The sequence below is a fragment of the Metabacillus rhizosphaerae genome (assembly GCF_037201795.1).
Taxonomy (GTDB): Bacteria; Bacillota; Bacilli; order Bacillales; family Bacillaceae; genus Metabacillus; species Metabacillus rhizosphaerae.
In genome coordinates this window covers 72,232-93,889 of the sequence record NZ_CP147403.1, presented here as the reverse complement: position 1 = coordinate 93,889, position 21,658 = coordinate 72,232, and the positions used below count along the sequence as shown (strand labels likewise).

Here is a 21,658-nt window from a genome sequence, read left to right as displayed (position 1 = left end):
AAGACATAGGAGTTTAAATGCATGTAGCATTTGCACATCCTGTGCTTTATGTTCCTTGAAAACTAGATAACGATAACAATTCAAGTAATTCACTGAGTTTAAACGCTTAGTTTAGTGATTCTCTTAGTAATATTAACGGATATTCAGTAAGTACTGATATCCTGAGACGAAGGAGAAGCGAGAAGTTCGAGGCGACGAGTGGTCGAGGAGCGGAATGTACGTTTTGTGTACATGAGCACCGCAGAACACGAAGTCAACGAAGAAATTCGAAGCTTATCATTCGTCGAAGAAGGTTAAGTTGTTAAGGGCGCACGGTGGATGCCTTGGCACTAGGAGCCGATGAAGGACGGTACTAACACCGATATGCTTCGGGGAGCTGTAAGTAAGCTTTGATCCGGAGATTTCCGAATGGGGAAACCCACTGCTCGTAATGGAGTAGTATTTTTACCTGAATACATAGGGTAATAAAGGCAGACCCGGGGAACTGAAACATCTAAGTACCCGGAGGAAGAGAAAGCAAACGCGATTTCCTGAGTAGCGGCGAGCGAAACGGAATTAGCCCAAACCAAGAGGCTTGCCTCTTGGGGTTGTAGGACACTCTATACGGAGTTACAAAGGAACGAAGTAAATGAAGAGGTCTGGAAAGGCCCGTCAAAGAAGGTAACAACCCTGTAGTTGAAACTTCGTTCCCTCCAGAGTGGATCCTGAGTACGGCGGGACACGAGAAATCCCGTCGGAAGCAGGGAGGACCATCTCCCAAGGCTAAATACTCCCTAGTGACCGATAGTGAACCAGTACCGTGAGGGAAAGGTGAAAAGCACCCCGGAAGGGGAGTGAAATAGATCCTGAAACCGTGTGCCTACAAGTAGTCAAAGCCCGTTAATGGGTAATGGCGTGCCTTTTGTAGAATGAACCGGCGAGTTACGATCCCGTGCAAGGTTAAGTTGATGAGACGGAGCCGCAGCGAAAGCGAGTCTGAATAGGGCGAAAGAGTACGTGGTCGTAGACCCGAAACCAGGTGATCTACCCATGTCCAGGGTGAAGTTCAGGTAACACTGAATGGAGGCCCGAACCCACGCACGTTGAAAAGTGCGGGGATGAGGTGTGGGTAGCGGAGAAATTCCAATCGAACCTGGAGATAGCTGGTTCTCTCCGAAATAGCTTTAGGGCTAGCCTTGAATTTAGAGTCTTGGAGGTAGAGCACTGATTGGACTAGGGGCCCCCAACGGGTTACCGAATTCAGTCAAACTCCGAATGCCAAAGACTTATATTCAGGAGTCAGACTGCGAGTGATAAGATCCGTAGTCAAGAGGGAAACAGCCCAGACCACCAGCTAAGGTCCCAAAGTATACGTTAAGTGGAAAAGGATGTGGAGTTGCTTAGACAACCAGGATGTTGGCTTAGAAGCAGCCACCATTTAAAGAGTGCGTAATAGCTCACTGGTCGAGTGACTCTGCGCCGAAAATGTACCGGGGCTAAACGTATCACCGAAGCTGTGGACTGTTCTTTTAGAACAGTGGTAGGAGAGCGTTCTAAGGGCTGTGAAGCTAGACCGTAAGGACTAGTGGAGCGCTTAGAAGTGAGAATGCCGGTATGAGTAGCGAAAGAGGGGTGAGAATCCCCTCCACCGAATGCCTAAGGTTTCCTGAGGAAGGCTCGTCCGCTCAGGGTAAGTCGGGACCTAAGCCGAGGCCGAAAGGCGTAGGCGATGGACAACAGGTTGAAATTCCTGTACCACCTCCTCACCATTTGAGCAATGGGGGGACGCAGAAGGATAGGGTAAGCGCGCTGTTGGATATGCGCGTCCAAGCAGTTAGGCTGACAACGAGGCAAATCCCGTTGTCACATAAGGCTGAGCTGTGATGGCGAGGGAACTATAGTACCGAAGTTCCTGATTCCACACTGCCAAGAAAAGCCTCTAGCGAGGTGAGAGGTGCCCGTACCGCAAACCGACACAGGTAGGCGAGGAGAGAATCCTAAGGTGAGCGAGAGAACTCTCGTTAAGGAACTCGGCAAAATGACCCCGTAACTTCGGGAGAAGGGGTGCTTTTTAGGGTGAATAGCCCGGAAAAGCCGCAGTGAATAGGCCCAGGCGACTGTTTAGCAAAAACACAGGTCTCTGCGAAGCCGCAAGGCGAAGTATAGGGGCTGACGCCTGCCCGGTGCTGGAAGGTTAAGGGGAGAGGTTAGCGTAAGCGAAGCTTTGAACCGAAGCCCCAGTAAACGGCGGCCGTAACTATAACGGTCCTAAGGTAGCGAAATTCCTTGTCGGGTAAGTTCCGACCCGCACGAAAGGCGTAACGATCTGGGCACTGTCTCAACGAGAGACTCGGTGAAATTATAGTACCTGTGAAGATGCAGGTTACCCGCGACAGGACGGAAAGACCCCGTGGAGCTTTACTGTAGCCTGATATTGAATTTTGGTACAGCTTGTACAGGATAGGTAGGAGCCTGAGAAGCCGGAGCGCTAGCTTCGGTGGAGGCGTCGGTGGGATACTACCCTGGCTGTATTGAAATTCTAACCCACAGCCCTTATCGGGCTGGGAGACAGTGTCAGGTGGGCAGTTTGACTGGGGCGGTCGCCTCCTAAAATGTAACGGAGGCGCCCAAAGGTTCCCTCAGAATGGTTGGAAATCATTCGTAGAGTGTAAAGGCACAAGGGAGCTTGACTGCGAGACCTACAAGTCGAGCAGGGACGAAAGTCGGGCTTAGTGATCCGGTGGTTCCGCATGGAAGGGCCATCGCTCAACGGATAAAAGCTACCCCGGGGATAACAGGCTTATCTCCCCCAAGAGTCCACATCGACGGGGAGGTTTGGCACCTCGATGTCGGCTCATCGCATCCTGGGGCTGTAGTCGGTCCCAAGGGTTGGGCTGTTCGCCCATTAAAGCGGTACGCGAGCTGGGTTCAGAACGTCGTGAGACAGTTCGGTCCCTATCCGTCGTGGGCGTAGGAAATTTGAGAGGAGCTGTCCTTAGTACGAGAGGACCGGGATGGACGCACCGCTGGTGTACCAGTTGTCTTGCCAAAGGCATAGCTGGGTAGCTATGTGCGGAAGGGATAAGTGCTGAAAGCATCTAAGCATGAAGCCCCCCTCAAGATGAGATTTCCCATAGCGTAAGCTAGTAAGATCCCTGAAAGATGATCAGGTTGATAGGTCTGAGGTGGAAGCGCGGTGACGTGTGGAGCTGACAGATACTAATCGATCGAGGACTTAACCTAATAAAGGCGTTAAATGAAGTGAATTGAATTGTGAATCGTTATCTAGTTTTGAAGGAATATAAAAAGTTTAAAAAAACACTTGAAATATTCTTCTAAAATAGTATAATAGTCTTTGTCACAAATGTCTGGTGATGATGGCGAAGAGGTCACACCCGTTCCCATGCCGAACACGGAAGTTAAGCTCTTCAGCGCCGATGGTAGTTGGGGGTTTCCCCCTGTGAGAGTAGGACGTCGCCAGGCTGTTATATTATATTATTCCGCAGTAGCTCAGTGGTAGAGCTATCGGCTGTTAACCGATCGGTCGTAGGTTCGAGTCCTACCTGCGGAGCCATTTTGGAGAGCTGTCCGAGTGGCCGAAGGAGCACGATTGGAAATCGTGTAGGCGGTGTAAGCTGTCTCAAGGGTTCAAATCCCTTGCTCTCCGCCACTACTTATAATAAATAATGGCCCGTTGGTCAAGCGGTTAAGACACCGCCCTTTCACGGCGGTAACACGGGTTCGAATCCCGTACGGGTCACCATATGGAGGATTAGCTCAGCTGGGAGAGCATCTGCCTTACAAGCAGAGGGTCGGCGGTTCGATCCCGTCATCCTCCACCATTTTAAAACTTAGAACAACTATTATTATCGCGGGGTGGAGCAGTCTGGTAGCTCGTCGGGCTCATAACCCGAAGGTCGCAGGTTCAAATCCTGTCCCCGCAACCAAATGGTCCGGTAGTTCAGTTGGTTAGAATGCCTGCCTGTCACGCAGGAGGTCGCGGGTTCGAGTCCCGTCCGGACCGCCATTTATTTAATAAGAAAAATTACTTTTTTACTTTTCTTAAGTAAAAGGGTTTCGGTAAGCAAAAAGGTCGAGGAAACGACTAAACGAACACCGGAGCGTATGTTAATACGTGAGGATGTGAGTGCAGGAGTTGACGAAGAGATTTGAAGCTTAACGGAAGCCGTAAACTTAATGGCTCGGTAGCTCAGTTGGTAGAGCAATGGACTGAAAATCCATGTGTCGGCGGTTCGATTCCGTCCCGAGCCACCTTTAAAGAAAAGATTTTGAAATTTAAGTATGCCGGTGTAGCTCAACTGGTAGAGCAACTGACTTGTAATCAGTAGGTTGGGGGTTCAAGTCCTCTTGCCGGCACTGTTTCACACATATGGAGGGGTAGCGAAGTGGCTAAACGCGGCGGACTGTAAATCCGCTCCTTAGGGTTCGGCAGTTCGAATCTGCCCCCCTCCACCATTTAAAATAGGGGCATAGTTTAACGGTAGAATAGAGGTCTCCAAAACCTTTGGTGTGGGTTCGATTCCTACTGCCCCTGCCAATTTAAAATATAGTGGCGATTGTGGCGAAGTGGTTAACGCACCTGATTGTGGTTCAGGCATTCGTGGGTTCGATTCCCATCAGTCGCCCCATTTATTTTATATTAAAAATAACTCTCATGAAAATTCATCGATGGGCTATAGCCAAGCGGTAAGGCATCGCACTTTGACTGCGACATGCGTTGGTTCGAATCCAGCTAGCCCAGCCATTTCTTATACACATTTTCGTTTCTCTTGCATAGGCTAGAGTATACGGTTAAATAAGTTAGATTGCGGAAGTAGTTCAGTGGTAGAACACCACCTTGCCAAGGTGGGGGTCGCGGGTTCGAATCCCGTCTTCCGCTCCAGTTTTATGAATGGCGGCATAGCCAAGTGGTAAGGCAGAGGTCTGCAAAACCTTTATCACCGGTTCAAATCCGGTTGCCGCCTCCATTTAAACTACACCCTTGCCGGGGTGGCGGAACTGGCAGACGCACAGGACTTAAAATCCTGCGGTAGGTGACTACCGTACCGGTTCGATTCCGGTCCTCGGCACTTTTGATTTTATTTTTTTTGCCAGTGTGGCGGAATTGGCAGACGCGCACGACTCAAAATCGTGTTCCGTGAGGAGTGTCGGTTCGACCCCGACCACTGGTATCAAATGGAATTCTCGAACGTTATAGCGACGTTATTTCGGCGTAATTATTCGCAGAAATAACGTCGCTTTTTTGCGTTTAAGGCTATGATAAATGTAGATATATATTCAAACCCGTAAATACGAATTTATAACTTAAGCAGCATATACTAAAAAATAAGAATCACATAACTATTGCTTTATTAGAGGATAATAATCTAAGAGGTGATAATATGGAAAAAGATAAATTAAAACTCACATCTTCCGAAATAGGAACATTGTGGGGAGAATATGTAAACGGAACAATGACAGATGTAGTAAATAGATATATGTTCTCTATAATTGAGGATGAGTCAATAAAAAATATTTTTGAGGATGCTATCAAGACCTTCGAAAAACAAAAGAAACAAATCGTGATTATTATGGAAAACGAAGGGTTTCCAGTTCCAATTGGATTTACTGAATCTGACCTCAACAAAGGTGCAGAAAGACTGTTTACTGATATATTTTGCTTAAATTATTTACATATCATGACTTTACATGGTTTGCTCGGTCATATCACTTCATTAGGTGTTTCTGTTAGAAAAGACTTACGAGATTATTACGATTCATGCGATAACGATGCAAAAAAAATGTATCATCAAACTATTGAATTGTTGCTTGAGAAAGGGAATTTTCAAAGAGACCCTTTATTTTATCCTTCGAAGAACCCTGAATTTATTTCTAGCCAAGATTTCACAGATGGATTTTTCGGAAAAGGGAGACGTTTAGCTGCAACAGAAATCATCAGTATTTCTTTCAACCTTAAAAAGAGTATTATGGCTAAAACTCTTTCTATTGGATTTAGTCAGGTCTCTCAATCAAAAGAAGTAAGAAAGTTTTTAGAGAAGTCTGAGAAAACAGCTGATGGTCAAATAAAATCCCTTACAAAAATAATGCACAAGGATAATTTACCAGCTCCTAAGTCGTGGGAAACAGAAGTGACAACTTCAACGGACTCTCCTTTTTCTGATAAGTTAATGTTGTATCATATGGGCTTCTTGTTTCAAGCTGCACAATTGTATCACGGGGCAGGTTTAGCATCAGCCATGAGAACAGACCTTGCAACGGTTTACGAAGGTGTCATACTTAAAAATCTAATTGTAACAAAAGAATGGTTTAATATTATGGTGAAAAATAAATGGTTAGAACAACCACCACTTGCTCCTAATAGAAAAGAAATAGCAAAAGAAAAATAATAAATACATTGTTACATGGTATGTATAAGTGAATAAGAATCCATTTGAAAGACTTATGTGGAGCATCGCACTTCCTGGATTTGGAGTATTTAAACGGTAAGTATTTTAAAGGCACAGTTTTATTGATACTTAAATTTCTGATTAATGTACAAGCCAATTTTAACCAGGTAATACTTCTAAGTTTTCATGGTGAAATTTGTGGTGCCATAAAACATGCAGATTATCAGTGGTTGATGTTTTATTCTTATTGGATCCTGTTTGGTTAGCCAATGTTATTTTTGATTCGAGGAATATCGATTGGAATAGTTATTCAAAAAATCATGATATTAACACTACATAAATAAAAAATGCTATATTTATTCGCCTTTTTCCGCTCATTACACACGTAACAGCATAAATAAAAGAGCCTATTAACCATGATTGTAAATATGCCAATGGTTGTAGGCCTTTATTTAACTTGTCACTACTTACACTTTCTGATTATCGGTGTGGCGGAATTGGCAGACGCTCACGACTCAAAATCGAATTCCTCGGTTAAATGCTCAAGAAATTGATATTGCCGTTGAGCTAATCGAGTTTAATACTCGGACATTTGAAGGTACGAAGTCGGTATTGATAGCCGATGCCGTGCGGGAAAGTTTATTTGAAGATACAATAATACTCCGGGGGGTTAAGTGCAAAGAATATTTGAAACTTATTTGGCTTTAATACGTATTAGTAATAAGTAATTATTAAGAATATGTTACTTATTACGAAGAAGTCGGAAAGTCCGCTAACTAGAAAGGTGATGGTTATACATTGAACAAACAAACAGTAAAAACGTTAAAATGGATATCTGGTGGAATCGAAGCGATTCTAGGTATACCTATTATAGGTGGAAGTATTGTAATAGGCTTAGGTTGGACGCCATTATGGGTTATGCTTATTTTTCATATAGCAGTATTAGTACTTTCCAAAAAGGTCGGAGTTAAAGCATATGGTAATATTCTCGGAATTGTAACTTCAGCTATCGGATGGATTCCTATTGTCGGTATGTTTATGCACATGTTATCTGCGGTATTTATTCTTATTGATGCAGCACGTAAGGATAAAAATTCGGACATAATCGAAATGTCCAAATAAAAGAAAAGCCTCGACGTTTAAGTCGGGGCCTTATTTATACTCACGATAATTCTTGTTAACTATCCATATAGCCTCTGTTATAGCAATACAGCAGGACTTGATGTATGCTATGTTAAATATAATTAAGAACAAATTAATTTCAGAAAATAGCTTAAAGTGAGAAGAGAACAATTAGAATGAGGATTAAAAGAGCAAATTTAAATGATTACTGTAAATACTACTTTTTTAGGAGGATATAAGCTTGAGTATCCGTTTTGAAGTGAAAAGAACTTTTCATGTATCCCAAGAAAAAGCATATAAAGGACTGCTTGATCTTGAGGCTGCTAAGCACTGGATGCAAGGTTTAGTCAAAATAGAGCGATTGGATGATGGACCTTTGCATATTGGAAGCGAATGGAAAGAGACAAGGAAAATGTTTGGAAAAGAGGCCACAGAACATTTTGAAGTTGTTGGACTTGAAGATCAGGAGAAAATTGTGCTACGTTGTGATGGAACGAAAGGAACAACGGGCAAAGGGGAATTTGTGTTTACATACATACTAGCTCCATCGGCTGATCATACAACAATTACTTTATATGGTGAGATTAATGGTCTGACAGGCTTGGCAAGATGGTTTGGGAAAATGATGGCAGGAACCTTTAAAAGTGCCTGTGCAAAAGATTTGGATGCGTTAAAAAGCTATTTAGAGAAATGAATATAATTGTATACGGAAAAATTGAATAGGAGTTAGTAGTGAATAGAGCCCTACCCCAAAGGTAGGGACTCTAAATGAAGCTTCCGTTCATAAAAGGGAAGACCGTCTAATGTTCCGACTTATTAAAAGTTAGCAACATCCTGGTTTGACACTGTACGACGTCGTTCAAGCTCTACATCCATCTCTGCACGTTTTTCATCAAGTTTATAGAACATCATTGTAAGTCCAATGAATAAACAAATGGCTAGAGGCACCCATATAAAGATGATTTCAATATAGGTTAAAGCGGTTGCAGTTTGAGTAGCATTTGGAATATAACCACCCATACTAAGAACAACTCCTATAAAAGCACTCGCAAGTCCCATGCTTCCTTTTACAAAAAATCCTTGAAAAGCAGCAATCATACCAGCAATACTTCTATTCTTTTTGTACTCTGAATAGTCAATGATATCCGGTTGAATGGCAAAGGTTGTGCCAAAGATACCGTAAATACCAAGTCCTGTTATCGCGAGTCCCGCTACTAGCAAAGGAGCTGATGATTTTCCAAAAAAGATCAGTAAATCTCCTGCAATAAAAATAGCAGAACTTAATAGCATGACATGCTTCTTTGCCATTTTCTTTTGAAGCCAAGGTAAAATAAGCAGCATCGGAAGTCCAGATAGAATTCCGAATAGCCCCACAAATACTAGCCAGTCGGTACGTCCAAGATTATACGTAAAATAATAGATCACGGTTGTATTTCGGATGACAAAAAGAGCAAAATAAAGAAAATTAATGATAAAGAAAATGTAACTCTGATCCGTCAACCCTTTTAAATCTTGTTTAAAAGAGGATTTCTCATGTTTGACCGACGGTGGGACAACCTCTTTCGTGTTCATGAATGTATAGACAAATAATAACATCGCTATAATGCCATAAATACTCATGGTAATTAAAAAGCCTTTTTGTATATCTCCTTGACCGAATAAATTGACAAGTGGCATTGTAATGGACATCACTAAGGCTGTGCCTATTAATGCACATATCATTCGAGTCGATACTAACCAGTTTCGTTCATGGTTATCTGAGGTTAACCTCGGTACAATCGTATTCAATGGTATATTAACCACAGTATAAGCGGTACATAACAAGCAATAAGTGACATAAGCCCAAATAAGTTTTCCTGTCATATCGAAATTAGGAACAATAAATGTCATGACAGTAAATATAGCGAAAGGAATAGCTCCTATTAAAAAATAGGGTCTTCCTTGCCCCCATCTAGTGTTAGTACGATCAACCAATATTCCCATACCGGTATCTGTTAACGCATCAATAATTTTTGTGACTAGCATTAACGTACCTGCAGCTGCTGCTGTTATTCCAAAGACATCTGTATAAAAAAACATTAAATAAGACGCCATTGTACTAAATACTAGGTTACAGCCTAAATCGCCAACCCCATATCCGATTCTTTTTTTCCATATATTCATTGCATCACAACCCTTCATTAAGCATTTGATATTTATTTAAGTCTTGTTAACTTTTTCATGTCTTGCTTTAAATTGTGATAGATAGATTTGTAAACAGTGTAATATTCATTATATTTTTCATGGTTCAGCTTATTTGGCATAATCTTTTCATCTAAAACCTGCCATTTCTTCACATCTTCATAAGATAGAAGACCTGTCCCAATTCCAGCAAGGATGACATCTCCCATATTCGCTTCTACATCATGAACAGGACACACTACTGGATAGCCAGTTACATCCGCAAAAATTTGTCTCCACAATTTTGACTTTGTCACACCACCGGCAAGCAAAATATATTCACCTAGATTTTCCCCAGTCGCAACCATCGCATCTCTTAAGGAAAACGCAACAGCTTCTAGAAATGCACGGTAAATATGAGCTTTTGTATGCGCCAATGAAAGTCCAACAATTGTTCCTTTTGCATCTGAATCCCAAATAGGACTTCTTTCTCCCATAAAGTAAGGAAGTACTATCAGACCTTCGCTTCCAGCTGGAATATTAGTTGCCTGTTCATTTAATACATCATAGGCATTTTTTCCTCCAGCTTTTTCCGCTTCGATTTCAAATTGACACATCGTTTGACGGAACCATTTCACAATTGCTCCTGCTGTAGCTCCACCAGAAAAATAATAGGACAGTCTTTTGGCATCATATAAATATGGCCAAACAATCAGATCTTTTCCTTTTACAGGTTTATCAGAAATTAATGCTGCACACATAGACGTACCAATTGCTGCTGCATAAATACCAGATTCAAAAACACCGAGGCCGATATTGGCTGCACCACAGTCAATACCACTTGCTATTACTGGCATTCCTTCAGAAAGACCCAGCTCAACTGCGACTTCTTTTGTAAGTCTGCCAACAATATCAGTTGATTCTACGATTTTTTCTGGCATCATTGACAGAGGAATTCCCATCGCATTCATCAATTCTTTCGACCAGGTTCTATTATTCATATCAAATATGCCGCCGATATTTCCTGCAGAAGAATAATCAATGGCAATTTCTCCGGTCAGTTTATAAATGACATAGTCATTTGGTGGGAGAAAGAGCTTTGTCTTCTTCCAATTCTCAGGCTCATGATTTTTTAGCCATAATATTTTTGTATAGCCATAATAAGGATCTGCCCCATTATGGGTAATTTCTAAAAGTTTTTCTTCTCCAATATGGTCTAAGACCCACTTTGTTTCTGCTTCTGCTCTGCGGTCCATCCAAATCATACAAGGCCTAACAGGTTCCATTTTTTCGTCTAATGGAATTCCAGAACCTCCATACAGACCACTAATGGCGATCCCTCGAATTTTCTCCGCTGGAATTCCTGCATTCATAACTGTATTTTTTATCGAAGTTTTCGCAGCATGTAGCCATACATCTGGCCATTGCTCCGCCCATAAAGGCTTTGGAGTCAATACATCATATTCCTGTAAATCCTGAGCAATCAGATTGCCATCTGTGTCCATTAAAATGGTTTTGGTACCAGATGTTCCAATATCTGTTCCGAGTAGGTAGTTCATAGATAGTCTCCTTTTCACAAAAAATCAGATTCTTTCAATCTATTAGATGCTAGTAAATGCTCCGTCAATTACAAAGTCTGATCCTGTAGTAAAGCTACTAGTGTCTCCTGCAAGATAAACACAAATGGATTGAAGTTCTTCAGGTTTACCCATTCGCCCGAGTGGTGCCATTTCATTCCATTGTTGGATCAATGGCTGTAGACTTGGAGAATTTAATGTAAGTTCTGTTCCAATATATCCTGGACTGATACAATTTACGCGCACATTTCTTTTTGCCCATTCGACTGCAAGTGATTTTGTTAACTGGATCACTCCTGCTTTCGAGGCGTTGTAAGAGCACTGTGGTTGTGGCACATTCACAATATGTCCTGACATAGAAGCAGTATTAATAATAGAACCACCACCTTGTTTTAACATAACTTTTCCAGCTGCTTGTGCCGTTAAAAATACACCAGTAAGATTAATATCAATAACTTTTTTCCACTGGTCGTATGTCATTTCTTCTGCTGGAATATTCATGCAGATTCCGGCGTTACAGAAGGCTACATCTAAACGTCCAAAAACATTCAGTATTTCCTGAATCATGGCATCAACATCTTCAGGTTTTGTAACATCTGCTTTGATTGCAATCGCTTTAATTCCATTGTTTTCTTCAAGCTCTGTTGCTGTTTTTTTTGCTTCCTCGATATCTAAGTCGACAATCGCTAAATCTGCTCCTGCTTCAGCAAAGGCGGTTGCGACACTTTTACCAATTCCTCTTGCGCCACCAGTAACAAAAATTTTCTTTCCGTCTAGTCTCATTTTTTCTAAAATACCCATATTTATCTCTCCTTTAGTAAATTCATTTTGTAAAATGGTTTTATAAAATTAATTTATATATTAAAACTATTTTCTGCGATAGTCAACAAAACAAAATTAAGAATTGGCAAAATACATCTTGCCAAAGTTGTTATTGCATTATCTTCTGTGATATATTTTAAAAAGAATTAAATGAAATATTTTTATAAAATCACTTTATATAAAGAGGTATTTTCATGGATCATAGCATCACATTTAAAGATATAAAAAAGAATAATTACTCACTGATTTACCATCTCATTTATCAAAATGAGAAGCTTTCTAAACAGGAAATCGCGAACCAACTTCACTTGAGTTTACCAACTGTAACCCAAAACCTAGTTCGGTTGGAAAAGGAAATGTTGATTGAGAAGAGTGGACAGTTTGAATCTTCAGTTGGTAGGCGCGCAACTGCATACGCAATTTGTCCTCAGGCACGTATTAGTATCGGTGTGGAAATTCTGAAAAAGACAGTACGAATTTTAGCAGTTGATTTACTTGGTATTGCCTTTAAGAAAGAGGAGTTGTCACTTTGTTATTCAAATGTAGACAGCTATTACAAGGAGTTAAGCCATGCTGTACAAACGTTCATCACTTCTCTTAATGTGGCAGAAGAACAGATTCTAGGTATCGGTTTTGCAGTTCAAGCATTAACATCAATTGATGGGCAAAAGATTACATATGGAAAAATTTTAAACTGTACAGGATTGGATATTCATGTTTTTTCACAATATCTTAATTATCCTTGTATGTTTGTTCATGATGCAAAGTGTGCGGCAACAACAGAATTGTGGGTAGGTAATAATATTGGAGATGCTGTTTATCTGTCGATTGGTACGCATCTTGGGGGGGCAATTATCTTAAATGACCAAATTTATATGGGTAAGGAAGGACATAGTGGTACAGTAGAACATATGACGATTAATCCTAATGGTTCTTCTTGTTACTGCGGAAAGAAAGGGTGCATGGAAACATATTGCTCTGTTAGTGCGCTTTTAGAAGAAGGGGAAACACTGGACTTTTTCTTTCAGCAGCTACGTTATGGTACCCTTTCATATGTGGAGAGATGGAATTGTTTTTTAGGTAATTTAGCATTTTCGATTAACAATATACATCTTGTCATTAATAGAGAATTTATTCTGGGTGGACATCTTTCTCCTTATTTGAAGAATAATGATATTGAAACTCTGCATGAAAAGGTTTATGAAAGAACTGCATTTCCAGGAAATGAGCCATTTATATCGATTAGCCGTTCACCTGAGAATGGGGTACCTATAGGTGCAGCCATTCCATTTATTCAATCATTTTTGAATACGATTTAATCATCGGGGATCCTGCTAATTTTTCTTCCTGAATAATTTATCTTCGATTCTGATGATTTTATCTGCGATTATTCAAATATATCTTCTATTCTTATAATTTATCTTCGATTATAGAAATTTATCAACGATTAGCCATAATTCATCAAAATTCGACAAACAAAACCTTGGATCTCACAAAAATGTGAGGTCTTTTTTATACTTGTTTGTTTAAAGGAAAGTCAAAGGTCAAAATTGTGCACCTTTTTAGTCAATTCAGTTGATCGAAACTAATTACTTAGGGCTATATAATTAGAACTAAGAAAGCGCTTGCAAATAAGCAGTTAGGTGGTGTAGATCAGGTGAGTGCAAAGTTAAATGTGAAAGAGTTAGATACAAAGGAAAGATATGTAGATGTGGAAAAACAAGCAAAGAGAAAGGTAAAGCTAAATAAGATCTTATCTTATGGGGCTTTCGTAGGGCCTGCACTTTTATTTTTCATACTGGTTCAAATTATTCCATTTTTTATGGGAGTTTATTATTCGTTTACTTCCTGGAATGGAGTAAGTTCGGCGGTTGAGTGGGTTGGTTTAGAAAATTATATAACTGTCTTTACAGATGATGCTAAATTTTTCAATTCATTTTTGTTTACGACTAAGTTTATGCTAGCCGCAGTTTTAATCAGTAATGTGATTGGGTTTGGATTAGCTTTAATCCTAAACGCGGCGTTAAAAACGAAGAATATTTTACGAACTGTGTTTTTTATACCTAATGTAATCGGTGGACTCTTACTAGGTTTTATCTGGCAGTTTATCTTTGTAAAGGGATTTGCATCAATTGGTAATATGACAGATATAGGATTCTTTAAACTACCATGGTTAGGTGATGAGACAACAGCATTTTGGGGGATTGTCATTGTATTTGCTTGGCAGATTAGTGGCTATATGATGGTTATCTATATTGCTGCACTTCAAGGTGTTGACACTTCATTGCTAGAAGCGGCAAAAATGGATGGAGCAACAAATTGGGATGTATTAACAAAAATTATGATTCCTTTAATCTTACCAGCATTTACGATTTGTTTCTTTTTAACAATATCAATGGCGTTTAAAATCTTTGACTTGAACCTTTCATTAACAGGCGGGGGTCCATTTAATTCAACAGAGTCAGTAGCGATTAACATTTATCAAGAGGCATTCATGAACAATCGATATGGATTAGGTACAGCAAAATCAATTTTATTCTTTATTGTTGTAGCATTGTTTACAACATTCCAAGTTATGTTTACGAAGAAAAGGGAGGTTGAAGCATAATGAAAAAGAACTATTCAAAGCGCACATTTCTCCTAGAGATCTTTGCAATTATGCTTGGTTTAATCTTTCTTGTACCGTTTTACTTTGTGTTTATTAACTCTGTAAAAGGTTTTTCTGAAATCTTAATTGATGCAGCTGCATTACCGAAGGAAGTTTTATTTAGTAACTATGCAAAGGTTTGGGAAGTTATTAGTTTCCAAGATGCATTTCTTAATTCTTTAATTATAACCGTTTTAAGTATTGCAGGTATTGTTGTGATTAGTTCGATGGCAGCCTGGAAGATGGTTCGAACACCTGGCAAGCTAAGCAAGTTTTTGTTTATCTTCTTTGTTTCTGCGATGGTTATTCCATTCCAAACAGTTATGATTCCACTTATGAAGCTTGGTGGAATGCTTGGAATTATGAATAGTATTCCTGGTATTGTTATCATGTATTTTGGATTTGGGGTTTCATTATCTCTATTCTTATACCATGGTTTCGTAAAAACAATCCCACAGGAAATTGAAGAGTCTGCTAGGGTAGATGGATGTAGTCAGTTTGGTGTCTTCTGGAGAATTGTATTCCCATTATTAAAACCGATTACTGTAACCGTCATCATTCTAAATACTTTATGGATATGGAATGATTACTTATTACCACTTCTCGTATTACAGGATGCAGAGTTAAGAACAATTCCATTAGCGACTAGTTCATTTTTCGCACAGTATACAAAACAGTGGGATATGGGTTTAGCAGCATTAGTGTTAGGGATAGCACCAGTTATTGTTTTCTTCTTATTCCTGCAAAAGCATATTATTAAAGGAATTGCTGCAGGATCTATTAAGTAGGAAAACGAATTTGATATAAAATTATTATAGCTAGATAACTAGTTACAATAATTTATATAAATAGAAAAAGAAACATAGAAACTAAGGAGGTCAATTGTTAATGAAAAAGCTATTATTATTATGTCTCTCAATGCTATTAGTTTTAGGAATTATGGCTGGATGTGCTTCAAATAAAAAGACTGAAAATACTGGTGGAGAATCAGATTCTGGTTCAGGTGATGGTGAAGTTGTAACATTAAATATGTTCCAATTTAAAGTTGAAATTGCTGATCAGCTTCAAGCAATGATCGAAGAATTTGAAAAGGAACACCCAAATATTAAGGTTAAGCTTGAAAGTGTTGGCGGTGGAGCAGATTATGGTGCTGCTTTAAAGGCTAAGTTTGCATCTGGAGAAGAGCCAGATATCTTTAACAACGGTGGATTTAAAGAGCTTGAGCTTTGGAAGGAGCATTTAGCTGATCTTTCAAATGAGCCATGGGCAGAGCATGTACTACCAATTGGTAAAGTTCCGACTACAGATGAAGATGGTAAGCTTTATGGAATGCCTGTTAATCTAGAAGGGTATGGATTTGTGTATAACAAGGATTTATTCGAAAAAGCAGGTATTACTGAGACACCAAAAACTCTTACTGAATTAAAAGCAGCTGCTAAAAAGCTTGAAGATGCTGGAATTAAAGCTTTCTCAGCAGGATATGGTGAATGGTGGGTAATTGGACAGCATTTATTAAATATTCCTTTCGCTCAACAAAAAGATCCGGATGCATTTATTGAAGGTTTATATGATGGATCAACATCATTTGTAGGAAATGAGCAATTTGAACAATTTAAAGAAGTTATTGATACTGAAGTTAAGTATGCAAATGGTAACCCATTAACAACAGATTATAATACTCAAGTTACATTGTTTGCTTCTGGAGAAACTGCAATGTTACAACAAGGTAACTGGACTGAGAATATGATTACTGAAATTAATCCAGATATGAATATGGGCTTCTTACCAATTCCACTTAATGATGATGCTAGCATGGACGTTTTACCTGTAGGTGTACCTAATAACTGGGTGCTTAACAAAGATTCTGAGCATTTAGAAGAAGCGAAAACATTCTTAAATTGGATGGTTTCTTCTGAAACTGGTAAACGCTATATTACCGAAGAATTTGCCTTTATTCCAGCATTTGATAATATTGAAGCAAATGGTTTAGGTGATTTAGGTCAATCAATCTTGGAATATTCAAAAGCAGAAAAAACTATTCCTTGGACTTGGTTCAGATGGCCTGATGGAGCAAACAAAGAGCTTGCAGCTACAATCCAAGAATATGCAGCAGGGAAAATTGATTATGATACAGCTTTAGAAAAATTCCAAGCAACCTGGGATAATATGAAGTAAAATTAAAAGAACGAAAGCATGTCTATATTAGGCATGCTTTTTACTATACTATGAATAATGTTAAAAAAAGGTCATGTAGTAGTGTTAAGAGAATACAAACAGATGGGAGGTTCCTTATGTTTAAAACGAGTATCCGAAATAAGCTTATTGTTCTTTTATTACTCATAACAATCGTTCCATTTGGAACCTCGATTGTTATTACTTATTTATATACGAAAGAGTCATTGAAGGACGAGTTCGTACAGGAAAATGTGAATCTATTATACCAAGGAAAATTAAACTTAGAAGGGTATGTTGGAGAATTAAAGAACTTAACATTATCGTTTTATAATAATATTGACTTTATGAATTATTTACGAAATCCAAGTCAAGATGATGATGATTATTTAGCTAAAGAAAGTGTTAAAAATGTCATTTTAACGATTCTTTATGCAGAAAAAAATATCAATCGAGTCAATATTGCTGTTGAGGAAGACAATCAAAATGTCTCTGTTTCAAAAACGTCGGGTGTAGTGTTCTCACCAGTAGTAAAGAATCTTTATAAAGAAAGCTATGAGAAAGCAATGAATAATTCCAATTTTATTTATATTGAACCTATGCACGTCCTTCAAAAGGATGGTGCTGTTAAAGATAAAAGGGAGAAAAAAGAAGTAATTCGATTACATCGAGCGTTAATTGACATTCCTTCAAATAAATTGCTGGGCTATATTTCATTAGATATTGCACCTGATCAAATTATTGATATAAGTGAAAAATTATATGTAAAAGACAAAGAAGAATTTTATATACTAAGTCCAGAAGGAGAACTTATTTTTCGTTCAAATAGTGAAGTATCTGAAACTGAAGAATGGGTAACTAGTGTATTAAAGTCTACAGAAACCAGCGGAACAATGGAATGGGAAAAGGATTCATTTCGTGGATTGATGATGTATGATAAACTTTCTGAATCAGCAGGTGGATGGATACTAGTGAAACGTATTCCTTATACATCTGTATTTGAAAGTGCACTGAGTGTAGCTAAAATTAACATCATGTTTGGTGTTATTGGTTTATGCCTTGTGATTATGGCAACGTTTCTTGTTTCCTTTAAAATCACATCACCAATTCGTGTGCTACTGCAAAATATTAAAAAGGTTGAAGAAGGTAATATGAATGTTTATTTCGATTCATTAGGAAATGATGAAATAGGTATTTTAGGGGAGCGTTTCATTCAAATGATTGGAAAGATTAATCATCTCATTAATCGGGAATATAAACTTGAGCTTGAGAATAAGACAAATCAATTAAAGGTTCTACAGTCACAGCTCAACCCGCATTTCTTATATAATTCTCTCCAATCTATTGGCACTTTGGCCTTGAAGAACAATGTACCGCAAGTGTATACACTTGTAACACATCTATCTAAAATAATGAGATACGGAATGAATATCGATGAAGATTTGGTACCTTTAACAAAGGAAATAGATTTTACTAAGGCATTTTTATTACTACAGAAAGAAAGATTTGGAGACCAATTTGAGTATTCATTACAGTTTGATAAGGAAGTATTAACAATAGAAGTTCCAAAAATGATCCTTCAGCCAATCATTGAAAACTATTTTAAACATGGTTTTAATAGTAGTGATGAATCGATCGGCCAGTTAATGATAATGGGAAGGAAAGAAAGTAATCAGCTTGTCATTACTATTCATGATAATGGAAAAGGAATAAGTGAAAATCGACTTAATGAAATTTATCAGTCATTTGACAAAGAGAAACAAAAAATTGATACCGATGGAACGAATATAGGATTAAGAAACGTTTATTTTCGTTTAAAGTTGTATTTTGATGGAAGAGCAAATTTTCACATTCAAAATCATCAGGATGGAGGACTTCTTGTTATACTAAGGCTGCCGATAGAAACAGGGGGTGGGATGGTTGAAGGCAATTATTATTGATGATGAGAAACATGTAAGAGATGGTTTATTGTTATTAGGAGAATGGGACCGCTTTGGTATTCATGAAATATTTGAGGCGAAAGATGGAGAAGAAGCGAAAACACTGATCCTAGAGCAGCGACCTGAAATCATTTTTACTGATATGAATATGCCTAAATTAGATGGGATTCAGCTATTAAAATGGCTGCATGACAAGGAAATAAATAGCAAAACTATTGTGGTAAGCGGGTATGATGATTTTCACTATATGAGAAACGCGATTACTTATGGAAGCTTTGACTATATTTTAAAACCGATTGAACCAGATGTTTTAAATGAGACATTAGAAAGGGCTACAAAGGAATGGAAGAAGCAAGCTTTAATGAGGGAGTCTACACTAGAAAATACACGAGTGATGAATGAAATTAAACCGTTATATTGGGATCATTTATTCACAGGTATTATGAACAAACCAACAATTCCTTCTGATGCGAAAGAGAAGATTCAAAAAGAATTTGGAATAAATATTACAGAGGTCCAATGCACAATTACATTACTATCGATTAACTCGATTATTTCAAGGTATTTCGAGGGAGATAAAGATTTAGCGTTTTTTTCGATGCTAAACATATGTAATGAAATAGTCTGGTCAAATCGTAATGGCTTTTGTTTTAGAAATGTCAACAAGGAAGATGAGATTGTAATACTCTTGTGGACTCATAAAAATCAATTCGATTTACTTGAAAAAGTTCAAATATCTATTTCTAAATACTGTCATATAAAACTGACAATGGCTGTCGGTAAACCTTCACAGCAGTTACATGAAACCTATCAATCTGCACTGCAAACAATGCTTAAGTATAATATCGTAGAAGCGAATAAAAAGAAGATTGTTTCTTATCAAGACATCTCTTCAAGTCCCTTGCTTCATATTTTAGATTATACTCAGGAGATTATGTGGGCATTGCAAAGTGGGAGTATTGAGCAAATGGATGATGTGCTAAATCGGATCTTTCATTCACTTCAATCAACCCATATTCTATCATTTGAACAAATACAAGTATGGGAAAATCAGTTTGAACTTTTAAGGAAGAATTGGCTAAAGGAATATAATATTAACGAGCAGATATCCCAATATAATGGCAAGGATTATTGGAAAGATGATGGCTCTTTTTCTTATGAGAAATTTAGAGAAGAGAAGAGAAAAGAATTTCATGAATTAATTCATTCTTTATATAAAGTAAAATACCAAAAGGAAAAGAATAGTATACAAGAAATTGAATCATTTTTAAGAAATAACTATGAAAGAGATATTCCACTACAGGAAATTGCTGATCGCTTTTATTTAAGTCGAGAATATATTTCTAGAAAATTTAAAGCGGAATACAACGAAACAATTACAAATTACTTAACGAATATTCGGATTGAAAAAGCGAAGGAGCTTTTAGAAAACCCTCATTTGAAAATATATGAAATTTCATTTAAAGTTGGCTATCAAAATGAAAAGTATTTTAGTAAAGTGTTTAAAAAGGCAGTAGGCCTTTCACCGAATGAATACCGAGTATCAATGATGTCTAAGTAGGCAGTGTTAATTTAATATAGGCTGTCTCGCTAAAATTTGTTACTATTTACCAAGTAGTGCGGTGTGGTTGATTTCCGCTACAGTCAACCTCAAACAGTTGTTGTTTTTAAAGCAACAATCTCTTAGAAAAGAGCCTTAATAAAATAGTGTTTTGGAAATGAAATGGAGCAACTCTAGCTTTAGAGTTGCTCCATTGTTTTTATTCTTGTTATAAATATGATGCAATTAAATCAGCGTTACCTTTAAGGCTAAATTCACCAAACTCATTTGGTAACAAGAAATGATCACCTTTTCTAAAGCTATATGTTGTACCTCTGTGAACTAATTCCCCCTCACCATCAATAACACTAACTAAAGTGAATGGTTTCTCTTGTGTTAGAGTGGCAGTATCTGAAAGGCTCCATTTTTGAACAGTAAAATAAGGACATTCTACATATGTTGTTATTTCCACACCATCAATTTGTTTTGTTTCTGGTGAAACTTCCGTATGTGAAGATGGTGTTTCGGTTACTTCAATGCTTTTTTCGATATGTAGCTCACGAAGATTTCCTTCAGCGTCTTTACGGTTAAAATCAAAAACACGATACGTTGTATCAGAGTTTTGCTGTGTTTCTAGTATAATCGTTCCAGCTCCTATTGCGTGAATTGTGCCACTTGGGACGAAGAAGAAGTCGCCAGGCTTGATTTTTACTCTTCGTAAAAGTTGATCCCATTCACCTTTTTCAATCATACTAATTAATTCTTCTTTTGTTTGTGCGTGATGACCATAAATAATTTCAGCGCCTTCTTCACAATCAATAATATACCAGCATTCTGTTTTCCCTAGTTCGCCATTTTCGTGGATTCTAGCATATTCGTCATTAGGATGAACTTGAACAGACAGATCTTGGTTAGCATCAAGGATTTTTGTTAATAGCGGGAAGCGATCACCAGCAATATTTCCAAATAGATCGCGGTGTTTCTCCCAAAGTTCACCTAAGGTTACACCTTCATATTGACCGTTCTTTACAACACTTTGTCCATTAGGATGTGCAGAAAAAGCCCAGCATTCACCTGTAGTTTCAGAGGGGATATTATAATGAAAGGATGTAAGTTGTGTTCCACCCCATATTCTATCTTTAAAAATTGGCTTAAAAAAAAGTGGTTCATTTCTCAAGACGTTTATTCCTCCTTATTCATTTTACCTAGTCTATTTTATGATAAAACTATCAAAATGCATAATCTTTTTAGTTCTTTACTGATTGTAAAATAATTTAAAAAAACATCTTGAT

At 38.2% G+C, this 21,658-nt stretch carries 13 protein-coding genes, 16 tRNA genes, 2 rRNA genes and 1 pseudogene; 28 read left to right on the top strand and 4 right to left on the bottom strand.

Features of this window, described 5'->3' with window-relative positions; genetic code table 11:
• The first annotated feature begins 291 nt into the window (after positions 1-291).
• The 22 genes and pseudogenes from WCV66_RS00550 (at position 292) to WCV66_RS00445 (ending at position 8,202) form a co-directional block, all read left to right on the top strand.
• Positions 292-3,222 (top strand): 23S ribosomal RNA (locus WCV66_RS00550).
• 124 nt (positions 3,223-3,346) lie between these two features.
• Positions 3,347-3,462: ribosomal RNA gene (rrf, locus tag WCV66_RS00545) — 5S ribosomal RNA — on the top strand.
• A 16-nt stretch (positions 3,463-3,478) separates the two neighbouring features.
• Positions 3,479-3,553: transfer RNA gene (locus tag WCV66_RS00540), tRNA-Asn, on the top strand.
• A gap of 4 nt (positions 3,554-3,557) precedes the next feature.
• Positions 3,558-3,649 (top strand) — tRNA-Ser (locus WCV66_RS00535).
• 18 nt (positions 3,650-3,667) lie between these two features.
• Positions 3,668-3,742: transfer RNA gene (locus WCV66_RS00530), tRNA-Glu, on the top strand.
• Between the two features lie 3 nt (positions 3,743-3,745).
• Positions 3,746-3,821 (top strand) — tRNA-Val (locus tag WCV66_RS00525).
• A 28-nt stretch (positions 3,822-3,849) separates the two neighbouring features.
• A tRNA-Met gene (locus WCV66_RS00520) sits at positions 3,850-3,926 on the top strand.
• 3 nt (positions 3,927-3,929) lie between these two features.
• Positions 3,930-4,006: transfer RNA gene (locus WCV66_RS00515), tRNA-Asp, on the top strand.
• 172 nt (positions 4,007-4,178) lie between these two features.
• Positions 4,179-4,251: transfer RNA gene (locus tag WCV66_RS00510), tRNA-Phe, on the top strand.
• Between the two features lie 32 nt (positions 4,252-4,283).
• Positions 4,284-4,356 (top strand) — tRNA-Thr (locus WCV66_RS00505).
• A 15-nt stretch (positions 4,357-4,371) separates the two neighbouring features.
• Positions 4,372-4,455: transfer RNA gene (locus WCV66_RS00500), tRNA-Tyr, on the top strand.
• An 8-nt stretch (positions 4,456-4,463) separates the two neighbouring features.
• Positions 4,464-4,537 (top strand) — tRNA-Trp (locus WCV66_RS00495).
• 15 nt (positions 4,538-4,552) lie between these two features.
• Positions 4,553-4,628, top strand: a tRNA-His gene (locus tag WCV66_RS00490).
• A gap of 41 nt (positions 4,629-4,669) precedes the next feature.
• A tRNA-Gln gene (locus WCV66_RS00485) sits at positions 4,670-4,744 on the top strand.
• 63 nt (positions 4,745-4,807) lie between these two features.
• Positions 4,808-4,882, top strand: a tRNA-Gly gene (locus WCV66_RS00480).
• 11 nt (positions 4,883-4,893) lie between these two features.
• Positions 4,894-4,967: transfer RNA gene (locus WCV66_RS00475), tRNA-Cys, on the top strand.
• Between the two features lie 16 nt (positions 4,968-4,983).
• Positions 4,984-5,069 (top strand) — tRNA-Leu (locus tag WCV66_RS00470).
• 20 nt (positions 5,070-5,089) lie between these two features.
• Positions 5,090-5,171: transfer RNA gene (locus WCV66_RS00465), tRNA-Leu, on the top strand.
• 210 nt (positions 5,172-5,381) lie between these two features.
• Entirely contained in the window at positions 5,382-6,386 is a 1,005-nt protein-coding gene (locus tag WCV66_RS00460) for a DUF3231 family protein (RefSeq protein ID WP_338787594.1), read from the top strand.
• A 55-nt stretch (positions 6,387-6,441) separates the two neighbouring features.
• Positions 6,442-6,628 (top strand): annotated as a pseudogene (locus WCV66_RS26765) (hypothetical protein); the annotation flags it as partial.
• A 556-nt stretch (positions 6,629-7,184) separates the two neighbouring features.
• A complete protein-coding gene (locus WCV66_RS00450) occupies positions 7,185-7,508 on the top strand; it encodes a hypothetical protein (protein ID WP_066337298.1) in 324 nt (107 codons plus the stop codon).
• 241 nt (positions 7,509-7,749) lie between these two features.
• A complete protein-coding gene (locus WCV66_RS00445) occupies positions 7,750-8,202 on the top strand; it encodes an SRPBCC family protein (RefSeq protein ID WP_338787593.1) in 453 nt (150 codons plus the stop codon).
• Between the two features lie 122 nt (positions 8,203-8,324).
• On the opposite strand, the gene WCV66_RS00440 is transcribed toward WCV66_RS00445, so the two are convergent.
• The 3 genes from WCV66_RS00440 to WCV66_RS00430 are packed head-to-tail and all read right to left on the bottom strand — an operon-like array spanning position 8,325 to position 12,046.
• Positions 8,325-9,671: an MFS transporter gene (locus WCV66_RS00440; RefSeq protein ID WP_338787592.1), complete on the bottom strand. Its 1,347-nt coding sequence runs from the start codon at positions 9,669-9,671 to the stop codon at positions 8,325-8,327.
• A gap of 32 nt (positions 9,672-9,703) precedes the next feature.
• Entirely contained in the window at positions 9,704-11,227 is a 1,524-nt protein-coding gene (locus WCV66_RS00435) for an FGGY-family carbohydrate kinase (RefSeq protein WP_338787591.1), read from the bottom strand.
• A gap of 42 nt (positions 11,228-11,269) precedes the next feature.
• On the bottom strand, positions 11,270-12,046 hold the full coding sequence (locus WCV66_RS00430; RefSeq protein WP_066337291.1) for an SDR family oxidoreductase: 777 nt from the start codon (positions 12,044-12,046) through the stop codon (positions 11,270-11,272).
• A 215-nt stretch (positions 12,047-12,261) separates the two neighbouring features.
• Between WCV66_RS00430 and WCV66_RS00425 the strand changes: the two genes are divergently transcribed.
• The 6 genes from WCV66_RS00425 (at position 12,262) to WCV66_RS00400 (ending at position 20,387) form a co-directional block, all read left to right on the top strand.
• Positions 12,262-13,386 carry an ROK family transcriptional regulator gene (locus WCV66_RS00425; RefSeq protein ID WP_338787590.1) on the top strand — a complete coding sequence of 375 codons (1,125 nt, stop codon included), beginning with the start codon at positions 12,262-12,264 and terminating at the stop codon, positions 13,384-13,386.
• A gap of 392 nt (positions 13,387-13,778) precedes the next feature.
• Positions 13,779-14,675, top strand: coding sequence for a carbohydrate ABC transporter permease (locus WCV66_RS00420; protein ID WP_066337345.1), 897 nt, complete (start codon positions 13,779-13,781; stop codon positions 14,673-14,675).
• Positions 14,675-15,502, top strand: coding sequence for a carbohydrate ABC transporter permease (locus WCV66_RS00415; protein ID WP_066337285.1), 828 nt, complete (start codon positions 14,675-14,677; stop codon positions 15,500-15,502). Before WCV66_RS00420 ends, WCV66_RS00415 begins: the two co-directional genes overlap by 1 nt.
• 100 nt (positions 15,503-15,602) lie before the next feature.
• Positions 15,603-16,889, top strand: a complete 1,287-nt coding sequence (locus tag WCV66_RS00410; RefSeq protein WP_338787589.1) for an ABC transporter substrate-binding protein — start codon at positions 15,603-15,605, stop codon at positions 16,887-16,889.
• Between the two features lie 116 nt (positions 16,890-17,005).
• Positions 17,006-18,826 carry a sensor histidine kinase gene (locus WCV66_RS00405; protein ID WP_338787588.1) on the top strand — a complete coding sequence of 607 codons (1,821 nt, stop codon included), beginning with the start codon at positions 17,006-17,008 and terminating at the stop codon, positions 18,824-18,826.
• Positions 18,807-20,387 (top strand): response regulator, encoded by a 1,581-nt coding sequence (locus tag WCV66_RS00400; protein WP_338787587.1) that lies wholly within the window; start codon positions 18,807-18,809, stop codon positions 20,385-20,387. Before WCV66_RS00405 ends, WCV66_RS00400 begins: the two co-directional genes overlap by 20 nt.
• Before the next feature lie 208 nt (positions 20,388-20,595).
• Here the strand turns inward: WCV66_RS00400 and manA are convergent, their stop codons facing one another.
• Positions 20,596-21,543: a mannose-6-phosphate isomerase, class I gene (gene manA / locus WCV66_RS00395; protein ID WP_338787586.1), complete on the bottom strand. Its 948-nt coding sequence runs from the start codon at positions 21,541-21,543 to the stop codon at positions 20,596-20,598.
• Positions 21,544-21,658: the final 115 nt, after the last annotated feature.